Genomic DNA, 16,657 nt, shown 5'->3' on the forward strand with positions numbered 1-16,657 from the left:
CGGGTGTGTGGGCGGGTGTATGGTCAGACCATATTTGGTCCGACCATACCTGCGGGAGCCGTACGTGCGGGTCGCCCTGTTCATCACCTGCGTCAATGACACGCTCTTTCCCGGGACGGGGAAGGCGACGGTGACGCTGCTGCGCCGCCTCGGCGTCGACGTCGCGTTCCCCCGGGCGCAGACCTGCTGCGGGCAGATGCACGTCAACACCGGCTATCGCGAGGAGGGTGTACGGCTGGCGCGCCACTTCGCCGAGGTCTTCGGCGGGTACGACGCGGTGGTCGTGCCCTCGGGCTCGTGCGGGGCCATGGTCCGCGAGCAGTACCCGCGGCTGGCCCCCGCCGCGACCGAAGAGGTGGTGCCGAAGGTTTACGAGCTCTCCGAGTTCCTGATCGACGTGCTCGGCGTGACCGACGTGGGGGCGTACTTCCCGCACCGGGTGACCTACCACCCCACCTGCCACTCGCTGCGCGGCCTCCACCTCGGTGACCGGCCGCTGCGGCTGCTGCGGAACGTCCGGGGGCTGGAGCTCGTGCCGCTTCCCGGCGCCGAGGAGTGCTGCGGCTTCGGCGGCACCTTTGCCGTGAAAAATCCCGCGATATCCGCCGCGATGTGCGCCGACAAGGTCGGGAACGTCATGGCCACGGGGGCGCAGGTCCTGTGCGCCGCCGACAACTCCTGCCTGATGCACATCGGGGGGACGCTCACCCGCCAGAAGACCGGAGTCAAGATCATGCATCTGGCCGAGATCCTCGCCGCGACCGAGGCCACCGGGGCCGCCCCGGCCGCCGCGACGATCGAGAGGCCCGTGCCGTGAGCCGCACCTTCCTCGGCATGCCCGGCCGCGCCCTCGAACGCGGCTTCCCCGCCAACGCGGCCGCGGCCGTACGCGACTCGCAACTGCGGTTCAACCTGCGCAAGGCGACCCGCACGATCCGCGGCAAGCGGGCGTCCGTCGTCGCCGAGCTGCCCGACTGGGAGGGGCTCCGCCAGGCCGGCAAGGCGATCAAGGACCACACGCTGCGCAACCTCGACCGCTACCTGCTGCAGCTCGAAGGCGCGGTCACCGCCGCCGGCGGGCACGTCCACTGGGCGAGGGACGCCGACGAGGCCAACCGCATCGTCGCCGGCCTGGTCAAGGCCACCGGCGAGACCGAGGTGGTCAAGGTCAAGTCGATGGCCACCCAGGAGATCGGCCTGAACGAGGCGCTCGCCGCCGAGGGCGTCACCGCGTACGAGACCGACCTGGCCGAGCTGATCGTCCAGCTCGGCGACGACTGGCCCTCGCACATCCTGGTCCCGGCCATCCACCGCAACCGCGCGGAGATCCGCGAGATCTTCCGGGAGCGGATGGGCGAGTGGGGCCGGCCCGCGCCGGAGGACCTCACCGACGACCCGCGCGCGCTCGCCGAGGCCGCCCGGCTGCACCTGCGCGAGCGCTTCCTCTCCACCAAGGTCGCGATCTCCGGGGCGAACTTCATGATCGCCGAGACGGGGACCCTGGTCGTGCTGGAGTCCGAGGGCAACGGCCGGATGTGCCTCACCCTGCCCCGGACGCTGATCAGCGTCGTCGGCATCGAGAAGATCCTGCCGACCTGGCGCGACCTGGAGGTCTTCCTCCAGCTCCTGCCCCGGAGCTCGACCGGCGAGCGGATGAACCCCTACACCTCCACCTGGACCGGCGCGACCGAGGGGCAGGAGTTCCACCTCGTCCTGCTCGACAACGGGCGCACCGACGTCCTCGCCGACGAGGTCGGCCGCCAGGCGCTGCGCTGCATCCGCTGCTCCGCCTGCCTCAACGTCTGCCCGGTGTACGAGCGCGCCGGCGGACACGCCTACGGATCGGTCTATCCCGGCCCGATCGGGGCGATCCTCACGCCGCAGCTCCGCGGCATGGGATCGGAGCTGGACCGTTCGCTGCCGTACGCGTCGTCGCTGTGCGGCGCCTGCTACGAGGTGTGCCCGGTGGCCATCGACATCCCGGAGGTGCTGGTCGACCTGCGGGCCAAGGCGCGGCATCCGCGCGCGGAGCGCCTGGGCATGGCGGCCGCGGGCTGGATATTCAACCGGCCGGAACGGCTCGCGCTGGCGCAGCGGGCGGGCGGGCGGCTGCGCCGGTTCGTGCCGAAGCGGCTGCCCGGCCCGATGTCGGCGTGGACCGACACCCGCGACATCCCCGACATCCCTCGCGAGTCGTTCCGCGACTGGTGGGACCGCACCGGAGGAGGACAGACGGGAACCGAACCCAGGGACGGAGACGCCCGATGAACGCCCGCGACCAGATCCTCGCCCGCATCAGGGGCGCCGTCACGGGCGCGCCCGACGTGGAGGTGCCCCGCGACTACCGGGGCGCGACCGGTCCCGGCGCCGGGGTCGCGGAGCCGCGGCTGATCGACCTGCTCGCCGAGCGGCTGCGCGACTACCGGGCGATCGTCCACGTGGTCCCCGAGGCCGAGATCGCCTCCGTGGTGCGGGAGGCGCTCGCCCGCCGCGCCGCCGCCCGCCTCGTCGTCCCGGACGGCCTCCCGTCCGCCTGGCTGGCGGCCGTGCCGTACGAGACCCTGCGGGACGACCCCGAACTGAGCGCCGGCGACCTCGACCGCGTGGACGGCGTGATCACCGGATGCGCGGCGGCGATCGCGGAGACCGGCACGATCGTCCTCGACGCCGGCCCAGGCCAGGGACGTCGCGCGCTGACGCTGCTGCCGGACTACCACCTGTGCGTCGTACGCGCCGACCAGGTCGTGGCGGGAGTGCCGGACGCCGTGGCCGTGCTGGCCGCCGAACGGCCGCTGACCTGGATCAGCGGGCCGTCGGCGACCAGCGACATCGAGCTCGACCGGGTCGAGGGCGTGCACGGCCCGCGCACCCTCGAAGTCGTGATCAGTACCTGAGCACCGCGCCGACGCCGTCGGGAGAGTCGAGTTCCGGCACGAACCAGAGCTCGGCGTCGGTCATCGCGGCGGCGCGGGCCAGGGCGGCGTCGGCCCGCTCCTCGACCGGCAGGTCCACCCCCAGGTCGGTCAGCTCGCCCGGCTCGGCGGCGAGCTGGGTGCCCTCCGGGCCGATCCACAGCGTGGCGTCGGAGGACGGGTCGTCCCGCAGCAGCAGCGTCGCCACCCGCCCGTCGCGCAGCACCCGCGCGGTTTCGGCCAGACCGGTCGCGTACGGCCCCGCGTGGTAGGCGTCGAGCAGCGCGGTGTGCCGTTTGCGCTGCCAGACCTCGATGGCGTGGTTCACCTCCGCATGGAACGGCCCGTCGGCGGCCCCCGGGGCGCGGCTGCCGCGCTCGGCCACCACGACCCGGGAGGCCGCGTCCTTGCCGAGTGCATCCATGATCATGCGGCGGGTCTGCGGCTCGCCCGCCAGCACGATGACCTCCGCGCCGATGCTGTGCGCCTCCTTGTCCATCACCTCGGCCACCGCGACGGCGTTGAGCCGCCAGGTCTCCTCGGCGTCCCGCTCGTACCGGGTCTGCGACCATCCCCCCTGGCCGGTCTTCTGGATGGGCCAGTCGGCGGCTTCGACCGACAGCTCGCGCTTCGGGCCGCCGCAGGAGACGATCACGTCCGCGCCCGCGTGGTCGGCCAGGACCGCCAGATGCGGCACCGTCTCTCCGCGCTGGGCCAGCATGGGCACCACATGGGGCAGCGGCGACCAGCGGGCGATCTCGCGCCGGGGCGACGCGGCCAGGGGTTCGGCCAGCACGACGGACGTCCCCTCGGCGAACACCGCGCGCCCGGGCGCCGTCGGCGTCGGCTCCTTGACCAGCTCGCCGACGGCGGCGCGTACCTCGGGCGAGGCGCCTCGCGCCGCCAGCTCCTCGTCGATCCGCCGCCAGCGCAGCTCGACCGCGCTGGCCTCCTCCTCCGTGATGCGGGTGGTGTCCAGATAGACCGAGACGAAAGGTCCGCGGCGCTCGTACAGATGACGGACTGAGTCCAGTCTCACGAGGTCTCCCCTCATCAGCGGTGGCGCTCGACGCCGAGCCCCAGGGCCTCGGCCACCTCGCCGACGTTGTGGAACTTGAGCTCGGGAAGCTGGCGTACGGCCTCGATCACGGCGTCGGGAGCGCTCTTCTCCTCGGCGTGGGCCAGCAGGTTCTCGCGGTTGGCCGGATATTCGGCGTCGCTCAGCCACATCGCCAGGTGGCCGCGGCGCTCGACGTCCGCGGGGGTGATGCCGCTCGGCGTCCCCGGCGGCCGGCGGCCCGGCTGTGGATCGTTCGGCTGTGGATCGTTCTCGGTGTGGGTGGTGCCGCCGCCCTGAGTGAGGCCCTCAGTCTCGTGCTTCCGCTCGTCGTCCGCCCGGGGGCTGTGCTTGTCGCTGCCGCGTTGGATACTCATGACCTCACCTCCCGAATCGGGTCATGTGGAGGCCCGTACCCGCCCCGTCCCCCCCAAACATCGCAACCGGAGGGAATCCATGTTCGACGAGCGCCTCACGATCGCCACCGAGCGGCTCGTCCTGCGGCCCTTCGGCCCCGGTGACGCCGCGCAGGTACGCGAGATCGTCAAGGAGGGCGAGCAGGTGGGGCTGCCTCCGGGCGCCCCGGGCCACGCGATCGGCGTCGCCGCCTGGCTCTCCCAGGGCGTACACGAGCTGTGGCGCTCGGGCCAGGGCATCCACCTCGCGATGGAGGCGGGTGGCGTGATCGTCGGCGCCATCAGCCTGTTCAAGGCCCAGTGGGCCGCGGCCATCGCCGAGGTCGGCTACGGCGTCCGCCCCTCCTACCGGGGACGCGGGTACGCGCCCGAGGCGCTCAGGGGGCTCACCGACCGTGTGCTCGGCCCCGGGCCGCTGCGCCGGGTCGAGCTGCGGGCGAACCTGGACAACACCGCCTCGATCAGGGTCGCGGAGAAGGCGGGGTTCATCCGTGAGGGGGTGCTGCGCGGCGCCGGTTTCGAGGACGACGGCCCGCACGACCTGGTCGTCTTCGGCCTGCTGCGCGGCGACGGCCGCACGGTCGTCGGCCGCAGGCTCGGCGGCGAGCACATCGTCCTGCGGCCGTTCGACCGGCGGGACGCCTTCGACGTGCTCGCCGCGGTACGGGACGATCCCGAGATCGCCCGCTGGATGCCGTGGGCCGCCGGCTACACCCTGGAGCGCGCCGTCGAGTGGTGCACCCGCCACGCCCACGCGCCCGGCCTCTCCGGCGCCAACTTCGCCATCGAGCCGCGCGACGGCGGGCGGTTCGCGGGCGCGGTCGGCGTCCACCGGGCCGACCGGGAGCGGGGCGACGTCGAGGTGGGCTACTGGATCTCGCCGTGGGCGCGCAGGCGCGGCTACGCCGTCGAGGCGACCCGGCTCGTCACCGCGCACCTGCTCGACCTCGGCTTCGACCGCGTCCAGCTGGTGATCGCGACCGGCAACCACGCGAGCCAGGCGGTGGCGAAACGGGCCGGATTCGCCCAGGAAGGCATCCTGCGGCAGGCGGTTCCGGTGCCCGGCGGACGCTCCGATGCCGTAATGTTCAGTGTGCTCAGAGGGGAAATGTAATGAAATTCCCTATGTGTGGAGCGGCCACCGGCCGGATGATCGTCTCGCCCGTCTGACCCTGCCGATGGCACGAGCAGTGCCCATCGTCGGCACGGTCGGCTATCCTCGCGAGCCGGATTACAAATCCGCAGGTCAAGGCATGGGAGATCAGGCAGATGAAACCGCCGCTGCTGCTCATCGGGCACGGTACCCACGATGAGACGGGGGTCGCCGAGTTCGGCAGGTTCGTCCATCGACTCCGCTGCCGGCTCGACCAGCGCGTCGCCGAGGTCAGCGGAGGCTTCATCACCAAGGCCAAGCCGCAGCTCCGCGACTCCATCTCCTCGCTGATCGCGCACGGCCACCACCACCTCATCGCGCTGCCGCTCAGCCTCACCGGCGACCGCGAGGCCCTCGGCGACATCCCCGGCACCATGGCGCTGGAGCAGGAGCGTCACCCCACCCTGGAGTTCGACCTCGCCCGGCCGCTCGGCCCCGACCACCGCATCCTCGAACTGCTCGCCGAGCGGCTCGCCGACGCCCAGGCCGACATGCCCCGCCTCGTCACCGAGGAGATGCCCGAGGACATCACCCCCGCCGAGACCGCCGTCGTCCTGGTCGGCCACGGCGCCGCCGACCCCGCCGTCAACGCCGAGGTCCACCGCGTCTCCCGGCTGTTCTGGGAGACCCACGCCCCCGAGATGCTGACCGTCGAGACCGCGTACATGTCGCACAACCGGCCCGGCGTCCCCGGCGGCCTGGAGCGCTGCCGCCGGCTCGGGGCCAAGCGCGTGATCGTCCTGCCGTACCTGCTGTTCGCCGGCGGCGTCCTCGAACGCATCTGGGCCCAGGCCCTGGCGTACGGCGCGAACCACGAGGGCCTGGACATCCGCTGCGCCGAGGTCATCGGCGACTGCGAGGGCCTCGCCGACGTCGTCATCGACCGGTACGAGGAGGCGCTGGCCGGCGCCGCCGACCCAGGCGTGTGGACGGCACGCCGCCGGTTCACCGAGGCCCTGGCCGTCGAGCGCATGGTCAGGGACGAGCCCGAGCCGGAGATCCCCACCCCCGTCTGACATTGGAGAACACGCGTTGACCCCGCTTGATGAGACGATCTCGGCGATCCGCCCGGCCGACCGCAACGCGATGGCGCGGGCACGAGAGCACCAGGACCGGCTCACCAAGCCGCGCGGCGCCCTCGGCGTGCTCGAAGACGTCGCCGTACGGCTCGCCGGGGTGGCGGGCGTCTGCCCGCCACCGATGCCGGCGCCCGCCGCGCTCGCGATCTTCGCCGCCGACCACGGCGTCCACGCCCAGGGTGTCTCGCCGTGGCCGCAGGAGGTGACCACCCAGATGGTGGCCAACTTCCTGGCCGGCGGGGCCGTGGCCAACTCCTTCGCCGCCTCGGCCGGGGCCTCGGTGACCGTGGTCGACGTGGGCGTCGCCGCCGACCTGCCCGCCGCGCCCGGCCTGCGCGCCCGCAAGGTCGCGTACGGCACGGCCGACCTGTCCCTCGGTCCCGCCATGACCGCCGACCAGGCCGCCGCCGCGCTCGCGGTGGGCGTCGAGACGGCCCGCGAGCTGATCGAGGACGGCGCCCGCTGCCTCATCACCGGGGACATGGGCATCGCCAACACCACCGCCTCCGCCGCGCTCATCTGCGCGTACACCGGGCGCGAGGCGGCGGAGGTGACCGGGCGCGGCACCGGCATCGACGACGCCACCCACCAGCACAAGATCGACGTCGTGCGCAGGGCGCTGGAGGTCAACCGGCTGCGGGAGACCGACGGCTTCGCGCCGGAGCGGCGCGACGACGCGCTGCGCGCCCTCGCCTCCGTCGGGGGGCTGGAACACGCCGCGATCGCCGGGTTCATCCTCGCCGCCGCCGCGGCGCGCGTGCCGGTCATCCTCGACGGCGTGATCGCCGGCTCCGCCGCCCTCGCGGCCGTCGCCCTCGCCCCGGCCGCCGCCTCCTATTGCGTCGCCGGCCACCGCTCGGCCGAGCCGGGCCACGCCGCGACCCTCGACCACCTCGGTCTGCGGCCGCTCGTCGACCTCGAACTCCGCCTCGGCGAGGGCACCGGCGGCCTGCTCGCCCACCCGCTGGTCAGCGCAGCCGTACGGGTGATGCACGAGGTCGCCACCTTCGACTCCGCCGGCGTGACCGACAAGGAGCGGTGACCCGCCCTGCTCTAGGATCTGTCGGGCGGACGGCACGGGGGACCCGCCGCCCGACGGAGCCTGATCCGCTGAGCCGCCGGTCACCGGCCAACCGGTAAATTTGCCTCCTAGCACAGCACGCTTTACGCATTAGGGAGATAGGGGTCATGGCGCCCTACCTGCTCGGCCTTCGCCTCGATGGGCGACGGGTCCTGGTCGTGGGCGGCGGCCGCGTCGCGCAGCGGAGGATCCCCGCCCTGCTCGACGCCGGGGCCTCGGTCGTCCTCGTCTCGCCCAGCGCCACCCCCGCCCTCGACGACCTGATCGCCGACGGTCGCGTTACCTGGGAGCGCCGGTCGTACCAGGTGGGGGACTGCGACGGCGCGTGGCTGGTGCACGCCTGCACCGACCGGCGCGAGGTGAACGTGGCGATCGCCGCCGAGGCCGAGGCCAAGCGCATCTGGTGCGTACGCGCCGACGACAAGGAGGCGTCCGCCGCCTGGACGCCCGCGAGCGGCCGAGTCGGGGAGATCGGCGTCGCCATCACGGCGGGCGGCGACCCGCGCCGGGCCGCAGGCATCCGCGACGAGGTCGTCAACGCGCTCCGCGACGGCAGCGTGGACGCGCGCCGCCACCGCGGCAAACCCGTCGGTGTCGCCCTCGTCGGCGGTGGGCCGGGTGACGCCGGGCTGATCACCGTCCGGGGACGTCAGCTCCTCGCCCAGGCGGACGTCGTCGTGGCCGACCGGCTCGCCCCGCGCGCCCTCCTCGACGAGCTGTCGCCCGACGTCGAGCTCATCGACGCCGCCAAGATCCCGTACGGCCGCCAGCTGGCGCAGGAGCGGATCAACGAGCTGCTGGTCGAGCACGCCAGGCAGGGCAAGTTCGTCGTCCGGCTCAAGGGCGGCGACCCGTTCGTCTTCGGACGCGGCGGCGAGGAGATGATCGCCTGTGCCCGCGCCGGCATCCCGGTGACGGTCGTGCCGGGCGTCACCAGCGCGGTGGCCGTCCCGGCCGCGGCCGGAGTGCCGGTCACCCACCGGGGGGTCAGCCAGGAGTTCCACGTGATCTCCGTACACGTGGCGCCGGACGATCCGAAGTCGACGGTCGACTGGCCGGGGCTCGCGCGGTCGAAGGGAACGCTCGTCCTGCTGATGGGCGTCGAGCGGGTCGCGGAGATCGCCGACGCGCTCGTACGGTACGGACGTTCGCCGGAAACTCCCGTGATGGTGGTGCAGGACGGTACTCTTCCCACCCAACGAGCACTCGCCGCCACGCTCTCCACGGTGGCGGAGCGCGTGACCGCGACCGGGGTGCGGCCACCGGCGATCGTGATCGTCGGCGACGTCGTCAGAGTCGGCCAGGAGATCGAAATGGTGCGAGCGGGGCGGATCTCGTGAAGCCGCCTGCCTGGAAGACGCCCGACGACGGGTCCGTCGACCGGTCCGGCCACGCGGAGAACGAGGAGCAGGCCATCGATCACACCGGCGAGCACCCGGAGACACCGGGAGAGCAGACGGTCGCCTTCCGTCCCATCCAGGACGGCGGCCCGGCCGACTCCGGATCGGGGGACGGCGACCACCCGGCCCTGAGCGGTCCCGCTCGTTCCGACTGGGACAGGGGCGACAGCTGGGACGGTTTCACGGTGCGTCCCTCCCACGGGGCGACGGACTCCGGCACCGACGACGACCACTGGGACGCCTTCGCCGAGCGGGACGCGCGCACGCCCGACACGACCGGTGCCCCCGACCGCCCGGCCCGCCCGCGCATCGGTGACCGTACGGCGTGGGCGACGCCGGGCTGGGACGCGTTCGCCACGCAGCAGCCGAGGCGCCCGTCCCCGCTGAGCGGCGCCTCCGGCGCGCCGGGAGCGGGCGAGCCGCCCCGCGCCGCTCGGCCCGACATCGACGAGCCTCTCGTACGCGGTCGATCGGCACACCGCGAACCGGCGTGGGACGCGCCCCAACACGACGTGACGCCGGGACCGGCGGAGGAGACGTCCGTCTGGGACCCGCCCGCTCGTGACGACGCGGCCCTCCCTCGCCGAACTCCGGCGGAGGGGACATCCGTCTGGGATCGGCCGGCCCGTGACGACGCGGCGACGGAGAGCACCGCCGCGACACCTCCGAGTGGCGCCCGTACGGGATCGGAGGGGACGGGCGACTGGGACGCCTTCGCGCCGCGACCCGCCGCCGGCGCCGCCCGCGAGGGCGCCGAAGCGCCGGAAACGACCGGGCAGCCCGACCTGGCCGATGTGGTCAGCGCCGGATTCGCCGCCATCGCGGACGGGCTCTCGGGCTGGGACGCCTTCAGCGCGACCACGCGCCCACGGACGACCGGCGACCTCGACCCCGCTGCGGCGCCGGACACGTCCGGCACGCCCGCCCACGACGACCGGACGTACGGCGAGAACGCCACGTCAGATGATCGCGCGGCGGCCCCCGTCCACGACGAAACGGCGGACCGGGCAGATCGCTCCGACGCGGCGGACAGCCAGGAAGACGGTCCGGATACGCCCTCCGCGGGCGCGCCGTCGCCCTGGCATCACGCCGAGGAGGCGGGGGACGAGACCGCCGGTGAGATCGCGGACACCCCCGAGGCCGTTCGCGATATCGACGCGCTCCAGAGCGACGGGCATCCCGAGCGGATCGAGGACGCTCCGGGCGCGGTGGACGGCGGGGAAGCCGAGGACGCCGGGCGATCCGGAGCGATCGAGTGGCCCGACGGCGCGGGACAGATCGAGGACGGCTCGACATCCGAGCCTCGGCCGGACGACTCCGGTGACGCCGAGCCCGCCGCGTACGGACATGCGGCCGACGGCGAGGGTGTTTTCGCCTACGAGGCGTGGCGCTCGGACGAGACCGGCGACGCGAGCACCATCACGGGCGAGAGCGGCGACGCGGCGGAGGGCGAGGACGCCGAGGCCGGGCTCCGCGCCGCCGAGGGCATGCCTCACGACGCCGAGGGCATGCCTCACGATGCCGAGGTCAGGACGGGCGACGCCGAGCACACGGAGGGCGCGACCGGCGGCCCGGACGACGAGGCCAATGAGGCCGAAGAGGTCGAAGAGCCTGAAGAGGCAGCGGCCGAAGAAGAAGTCGTAGAGGTCGTAGAGGCTGACGAGGATCCCGTCGCCCGGGTGCGCGCGGTGCCGCTGCCGGAACCCGTCTCCGCCGCGCTGACCGAGGCGCTGAACCAGCTCCGCCTGGCTGTCGAGGACCTGCACTTCGGCCTGGACATCCCGGGTGCGGAGGAGGCCCGCAAGGCGCAGGCCGCCGTGCTGGCCCAGCTTGAGGACTACGTCATCCCGCGCGTGCACATGAGCACCGCACCCGCGCTGATCGTCGTCGCGGGCTCGACCGGGGCGGGCAAGTCCACCCTGGTCAACACGCTCGCCGCGCAGCGGGTGAGCATGACGGGCGTGCGCCGCCCCACGACGGGGACGCCGGTGCTGGTGTGCCACCCCGACGACCACGAATGGTTCGCCGAAGGAGACCTGCTCGGCGGGCTGACCCGGCTTGAGCGGCCCGTCGAGGGCGTAGGAGCGGACAGCGTCGTGCTGTCCACCACCGAGCGCCTCCCGCCGGGCGTGGCGCTGCTCGACACCCCGGACATCGACTCGGTCGTGGAGGAGCACCACGAGATCGCCCATCGGATGCTCGATGCGGCTGACCTGTGGGTGTTCGTGACCACCGCCTCCCGGTACGCCGACGCGCCCTCGTGGAACCTGCTGCGGCTGGCCAAGGAACGCGGCGCGCGGCTGGTCATCGTGCTGTCCCGGGTGCCGGAGAAGTCCCGCGACGTCATCGTGAAGCACTTCGGCCGGATGCTCGACGAGTACGGCCTGGCCGACGCCGAGCGTTTCGTGATCAAGGAGACGGCGGTCACCGAAGGGCGGCTTCCCGACAAGGAGGTCTCCGAGCTGCGGATGTGGCTGGCCCACCTCTCCGTGGACGACGAGCGGCGCGCCGCCGCCGTAGGGACGACCCTGAACGGCGTCCTGGACAGTTTCAGGAACCGGGTGCCCGCGCTGGCCAGGCATCTGGAGACGCAGGTGGCGCTGCGCGCGGACCTGCGCTCCGACGTGGACGCCGCGTACATGGGCGCGCTGGCCGACATCGACGAGGCCACCAGGAACGGCTCGCTGCTGCGCGGCGAGGTGCTGGCCCGCTGGCAGGACTTCGCCGGCTCCGGCGACCTGATCCGCACCCTCCAGCTCCGGCGGGGCGGCAAGGGGGGTCAGCAGGGGCCGGAACGCGCCCGCGCGCTCAGGACGGCGATCAGGAGCGCGCTGGAAAATATGATCAACTCCGCCGCCGAGCGGGCCGCGGAGGAGGTCGTCGCGCGCTGGCGGCAGCGGGCGGGCGCGGGTGACCGGCTCGCCGCCACACCCGGCCTCGGCCGCTCGTCCGGCGAGGTCGCGCAGCGCACCGCGCGCGCCATCGGCGCCTGGCAGGACCACGTAACCGAGCTGATCAGGACCGAGGGCGTGACCAAGCGCTCGGTGGCTCGGCTTGTCTCCTTCGATGTGGAGTCGCTCGCCCTGATCTTCACGGTGGGCCTGCTCGGTTACGGCGCCACGGACGTCTCGTCCGGCCGGGGCGCGGGCGCGCTGCCGCAGCGCCTGCTGCGCGCGCTCCTCGGCGCCGAGCCGCTGCGGAACATCAGCGCCAAGGCCCGGAGCGATCTGCGCGCCCGCATCGGCATGGTCTTCGACGAGGAGACCCTGCGCTACGTGGACACGCTCGACGGCGCCGGGATCCCGGACGAGGCAGCAGCCACCCGCCTGTACCAGGCGACGTACAACCTTGAGGTCGCACGATGACTGCCAGCACCACCGACGTCCAGTACGGCCTCGGGGCCAGGTTCGCCGCCCTCACGCGGCTCGTCGAGCTGGGCGCGGGCCGGGCCGACCAGGCGACGCTCACCGAGGCCGCCCAGTTGCTCGTCCGCGCCGGGGACCGGCTCAGGCTGTCCCCGGACCACACGGTGGTCGCGCTGGCCGGAGGCACGGGCAGCGGAAAGTCGTCCCTGTTCAACGCCATCTCCGGCCTCGAACTCTCACCCATCGGGGTGCGCAGGCCGACCACCGCCCGCACCCACGCATGCGTCTGGGGCCTGGACGGCGCCGGGCCGCTCCTCGACTGGCTGCAGATCCAGTGGCGGCACCGCTTCGCCCGGGCCAGCGCGCTGGACAAGGGGGAGAGCCAGCTTCACGGGCTCATCCTGCTCGACCTGCCCGACCACGACTCGATCCGGGCGCTCACCGACACCGAGGCCGACCGGCTGATCAAGGTCTCCGACCTCGTGGTGTGGGTGCTCGACCCGCAGAAGTACGCGGACGCCTCCGTGCACCGGCGCTACGTCACCGAGCTGGCGGGGCACGACGCCGTGACGGTCTTCGTGCTCAACCACGCGGACCGGCTGTCCCCGGAGGACCGCGAGATCTGCGTGGCCGACCTGAGAGAGCTGCTCTCCAAGGAGGGTGTGGACGGCCCGCAGGTGGTCGTGACCTCCGCGGTCACCGGCGAAGGCGTCGACGACCTCAAGGCGGTGCTCGCGGAGTCGGTGGTCCGGCGCCGCGCGGCCTTCCAGAGGCTGGAGGCGGACCTCGACCGGCTGATGAGCCCCCTCACCAAGGACGTCGCCGACCTCTCGCGCGTCGAGCCGGCCGTGGACGGCGCGCGCCGCGAGGGGCTGACCGACGCCCTGTGCGACGCCGTCGGCGTCTCCGCGGTCGGCGAGGCCATGGAGAACGTGTACGGCGTACGCTCCGTGGACTGGGTCGGCTGGCCGTACGCGCGGTGGGCGGCCCGGCTGCGGCCCGACCCGCTGAGCAGCCTGCGGCTCGGCGATGTGAAGGACGAGATCCGCGCCCTCGTGGGCAGCGCTGTCAGCGCCCAGCCGGCGGAGGTGGACAACGCCGTGCAGGCACTGGCCGACGGCGTCACCCAGGGGATGCCGGAGGTCTGGCAGGCGGGCGTGCGCGACGCGGCGCGGTCGAGGTCCGGCGAGCTGCCCGCGACGCTCTCCGACGAGCTGTCCCAGGTCGCCCCGCCGCTGGACCGGGTCCCCGGCTGGTGGTGGCTGCTCAAGATCTGGCAGTACCTTCTCGTCGTGCTGTTCGTGGCGGGGGTCGCCTGGGCCGGCTCGATCCTCGCGTACGGGGTGCTGAAGGCGGGCCCGGCGCCGATGGAGATCCTCGGCGACGTCGGCCTGCTGCCGTGGCTCGGGTTGCTGATCGTCGGCGTTCTGGGCCTGGGCCTCCTGTCCGGCATGGCGAGCAGGAACTTCGTCGTTCTCGGCGCGGCGAAGGAACGGGAGCGCCTGGAGAGGGGCATGCGTCGCCGGGTGGCCGCGGTGGCGGAGGAGATGGTGGTCGCGCCGGTCGAGGGCGAGCTGCGGCGCTACAACGAGTACTTCGCAGCCGTGGCCGCCGCGTCCCGGAAGTAGCCGTCCCCAGGCGCCGGGTTTTCCACAGAACCGGATTCGGGGGAGAACCCCCGGCGGGGGAGCGGGCAGAGTCGGCCCCGGTGTCCGGCGAGGGTCCGGACCTGGGGAGGACTCCATGAGCGACGTCTACGTCACGTTGAGCGGCAACGTCACCGCCGACCCCCGGCAGTACCAGTTCCCCGACGGCTCGCGCGCGACGAGTCTGCGGCTCGCGGTCAACCGCAGGGTGCTCGATCGGCAGTCCCAGACGTGGACCACTCAGGACACGACGTACTACACGATCCGCTGCTACCGGGCGCTCGCCGACAACGTCGCCCAGTCGGTCCGCAAGGGCCACCCCCTGGTCGTGTACGGCAGGCTCCGGATCAAGCAGTTCCAGGACCGGCAGGGCGAGCAGAGGTTCCTGGCCGAGGTCGAGGCCAGCTCGCTCGGCCACGACCTGAAGTGGGGCATCGCGAGCTTCGAGAAGCCGGTCCGGTCCTTCGCGGGCCCGCCCAGCGGTGAGGACCGGCAGGGCATGGACGACGCCACCCGCGAGTGGGAGCTGAGGCCCGTGCCCCATGCGGACGAGCGGGACGCACTCCCGGACGGGAGACGGGACCCGCGCCCGGCGGAGCAGCGGGCGGCCCGGGAGGGCCAGGCCGTTCGCCCGGCCGAGGGAGGGGACGCCCAGCCGTCGGAGAGGCGGGGCACTCATCCGGCGGAGGCGTCCGCGTCTTCCGACGATGACGCTGCGGGCGAGGCCGCGGAACGCGCGGACGAGCGCCCGTCCTCCAGCGCCATGGAGGGGCGGGAAACGGGCGACGTGCCCTGGCCGGTCGAGACGGTGCCGGACGCGCTCGCGGCATGACGACGAGTGGCTGGAAACCGGAAGCGGTGTCGCGGGGGGCCAGAGGCGGTGTGCGGTGAGTGGCGGAGGTAGCGCCCGGAGTGCCGGAGGGTGGCAGGTGAGGGGTCAGCGTGCGGTGGCAAGGGCATCGGCCGTGCGCGGCCGGTGCCCCACGGTGGAACGTCCGGGTATCGGCCGATGGCGACTTCCGCGTCGCTGCGAGAGCACCCTTTCTAGGTCCAGGTCACACCCCGCACCATGGCTGCTCCTTTCCCACACGGCCCCCCTGGCGAAGGAGCGGTTACCTCGTCTGCCGTCCGGACATTCGACGGCACAGACTGCCAAAGGTAGCGGTTCCCGTCGCGTGACGCACACTCCGCAATTATTGTGTTACACATCGTGAGACGCTGGAATCGGCGCACGGACACGTGGGGAGACTGGATGACGGCACCCAGCCAGACCTCGGCCACACCGCGAGACGGATCGCCCTCGCGGCGCGGTCGGTGGCCCCTGCTGGCCCAGCGCCGTCCTCTCGTCGTCTACTTCTTCGGCATCGTCGCGCTGGACCTGGCCGCGATCGCGTACCTGCTGATCGCGACGCCGTTCCACCTCTCGCACCTTGCCGCGTTCGCCGCCCTGACGGTGTGCGGCGCCGTCTGCATCGAGGCCACCCGACGGCTCGGCATGCCCGCCGGGGTGTCCCGCGACCTGCTGTCGGCCTGGTGGCTGCCCGTCGTGCTGCTGCTCCCACCGGTGTACGCCCTGCTCGCCCCCATCCCGCTGCAGATCCTGCTGCAAGTGCGCGTCCGCGCCACGGTCGTCTACCGGAGGGTCTTCAGCGCGGCGGCGATCGGAGTGGCCGCGTGCGTCGCCTCCGTGGCGTTCCATGCGTGGATCCCGGCGCCGGGCGAGCTGTCCAGCGGCCGCGCGCTGCCCATTCTCGCGGCGGTGGCCTGCGCCGTCCTGTTCACCGCGCTCAACACCGCGCTCATCGCCATCGCCGTGCGCACCGCCGATCCCGACACCCGGTGGCGGGAGCTCCTGTGGAACCGCGAGAGCGCGTTGCTCGACGCCGTCGAGCTCTGCCTCGGCGTGACGGTCGCCATCGCGTGCGCGCTCAACCTGGGGCTGCTGCTGCTCGCGCTGCCGCCGGTGGTGCTGCTGCAGCGCAGCCTGCTGCACGCCCAGCTCCAGGCCGCCGCGCGCACCGACCCGAAGACCGGGCTGCTCAACGCCGCCGCCTGGCAGCGCGAGGCGGACACCGAGATCGTCCGCGCCCGGCGCACCGGCGAGACGCTCGCGCTGCTCATCGTCGACATCGACCACTTCAAGCGGGTCAACGACACCTACGGCCACCTCGTCGGCGACCAGGTGCTGATCGGGGTCGCCGGCACGCTGCGCAGCCAGCTGCGCGACTACGACGTGGTCGGCAGGTTCGGCGGCGAAGAGTTCGTGATCCTGTTGCCGCGGGCCGACGTCACCGAGGCCAGGCGGGTGGCCGAGCGGTTGCGCTCCCGGGTGGGGCGCATGGCGGTCCCGGCCGACCACGCCATGGTCACCGTGACGATCTCGGCCGGAGTGGCCATCATGAACATGCACGGCAACGATCTCATCGAGTTGCTCGCCGCCGCGGATCTCGCCCTCTACCGGGCCAAGGAGCTCGGCCGTGACCGCATCTGCCTCCCCGCGCGTCCCACGGCTCCTCCACCGCGCACAGGGGATGAGATGACCGGCTGA

The 16,657-nt window shown here is 73.1% G+C and carries 13 protein-coding genes; 11 read left to right on the forward strand and 2 right to left on the reverse strand.

Features of this window, described 5'->3' with window-relative positions; genetic code table 11:
* The first annotated feature begins 64 nt into the window (after nt 1-64).
* From ACQP1V_RS10585 to ACQP1V_RS10595, 3 genes are read left to right on the forward strand one after another with little or no spacing between them, the layout of a single operon-like run.
* Entirely contained in the window at nt 65-817 is a 753-nt protein-coding gene (locus ACQP1V_RS10585; protein WP_433425802.1) for a (Fe-S)-binding protein, read from the forward strand.
* Nucleotides 814-2,268 (forward strand): lactate utilization protein B, encoded by a 1,455-nt coding sequence (locus tag ACQP1V_RS10590; RefSeq protein WP_433223833.1) that lies wholly within the window; start codon nt 814-816, stop codon nt 2,266-2,268. The genes ACQP1V_RS10585 and ACQP1V_RS10590 overlap by 4 nt, the downstream gene beginning before the upstream one ends.
* Complete coding sequence (locus tag ACQP1V_RS10595) at nt 2,265-2,894, forward strand: LutC/YkgG family protein (RefSeq protein WP_433421475.1); 630 nt, start codon at nt 2,265-2,267, stop codon at nt 2,892-2,894. Before ACQP1V_RS10590 ends, ACQP1V_RS10595 begins: the two co-directional genes overlap by 4 nt.
* Here the strand turns inward: ACQP1V_RS10595 and ACQP1V_RS10600 are convergent.
* Together ACQP1V_RS10600 and ACQP1V_RS10605 are read right to left on the reverse strand one after the other, a co-directional pair.
* Nucleotides 2,884-3,951, reverse strand: a complete 1,068-nt coding sequence (locus tag ACQP1V_RS10600) for a Vms1/Ankzf1 family peptidyl-tRNA hydrolase (RefSeq protein WP_433421478.1) — start codon at nt 3,949-3,951, stop codon at nt 2,884-2,886. The two genes, ACQP1V_RS10595 and ACQP1V_RS10600, sit on opposite strands and share 11 nt — an antisense overlap.
* Nucleotides 3,952-3,965: 14 nt before the next feature.
* Complete coding sequence (locus ACQP1V_RS10605; protein ID WP_387416512.1) at nt 3,966-4,346, reverse strand: DUF2795 domain-containing protein; 381 nt, start codon at nt 4,344-4,346, stop codon at nt 3,966-3,968.
* A gap of 79 nt (nt 4,347-4,425) precedes the next feature.
* Here ACQP1V_RS10605 and ACQP1V_RS10610 point away from each other — a divergent pair, with 79 nt between their 5' ends.
* From ACQP1V_RS10610 to ACQP1V_RS10645, 8 genes are all read left to right on the forward strand, one after another.
* On the forward strand, nt 4,426-5,499 hold the full coding sequence (locus ACQP1V_RS10610) for a GNAT family N-acetyltransferase (protein ID WP_433223841.1): 1,074 nt from the start codon (nt 4,426-4,428) through the stop codon (nt 5,497-5,499).
* A 155-nt stretch (nt 5,500-5,654) separates the two neighbouring features.
* Nucleotides 5,655-6,554, forward strand: coding sequence for a sirohydrochlorin chelatase (locus ACQP1V_RS10615; RefSeq protein WP_433421481.1), 900 nt, complete (start codon nt 5,655-5,657; stop codon nt 6,552-6,554).
* 16 nt (nt 6,555-6,570) lie between these two features.
* The gene (gene cobT / locus ACQP1V_RS10620) at nt 6,571-7,659 is read left to right on the forward strand and encodes a nicotinate-nucleotide--dimethylbenzimidazole phosphoribosyltransferase (protein WP_387416514.1); all 1,089 of its coding nucleotides are present in this window, start codon (nt 6,571-6,573) and stop codon (nt 7,657-7,659) included.
* A gap of 146 nt (nt 7,660-7,805) precedes the next feature.
* Nucleotides 7,806-9,038, forward strand: coding sequence for a uroporphyrinogen-III C-methyltransferase (cobA, locus tag ACQP1V_RS10625; RefSeq protein WP_387416515.1), 1,233 nt, complete (start codon nt 7,806-7,808; stop codon nt 9,036-9,038).
* Entirely contained in the window at nt 9,035-12,463 is a 3,429-nt protein-coding gene (locus ACQP1V_RS10630; RefSeq protein ID WP_433421486.1) for a GTPase, read from the forward strand. Before cobA ends, ACQP1V_RS10630 begins: the two co-directional genes overlap by 4 nt.
* The gene (locus ACQP1V_RS10635; RefSeq protein WP_433421488.1) at nt 12,460-14,091 is read left to right on the forward strand and encodes a GTPase; all 1,632 of its coding nucleotides are present in this window, start codon (nt 12,460-12,462) and stop codon (nt 14,089-14,091) included. The genes ACQP1V_RS10630 and ACQP1V_RS10635 overlap by 4 nt, the downstream gene beginning before the upstream one ends.
* Before the next feature lie 115 nt (nt 14,092-14,206).
* The gene (locus ACQP1V_RS10640) at nt 14,207-14,941 is read left to right on the forward strand and encodes a single-stranded DNA-binding protein (RefSeq protein WP_433421491.1); all 735 of its coding nucleotides are present in this window, start codon (nt 14,207-14,209) and stop codon (nt 14,939-14,941) included.
* A 420-nt stretch (nt 14,942-15,361) separates the two neighbouring features.
* Complete coding sequence (locus tag ACQP1V_RS10645) at nt 15,362-16,657, forward strand: GGDEF domain-containing protein (protein ID WP_433421494.1); 1,296 nt, start codon at nt 15,362-15,364, stop codon at nt 16,655-16,657.

The sequence above is a fragment of the Microtetraspora malaysiensis genome, assembly GCF_050947145.1.
GTDB classification, from domain to species: Bacteria; Actinomycetota; Actinomycetes; order Streptosporangiales; family Streptosporangiaceae; genus Microtetraspora_A; species Microtetraspora_A malaysiensis.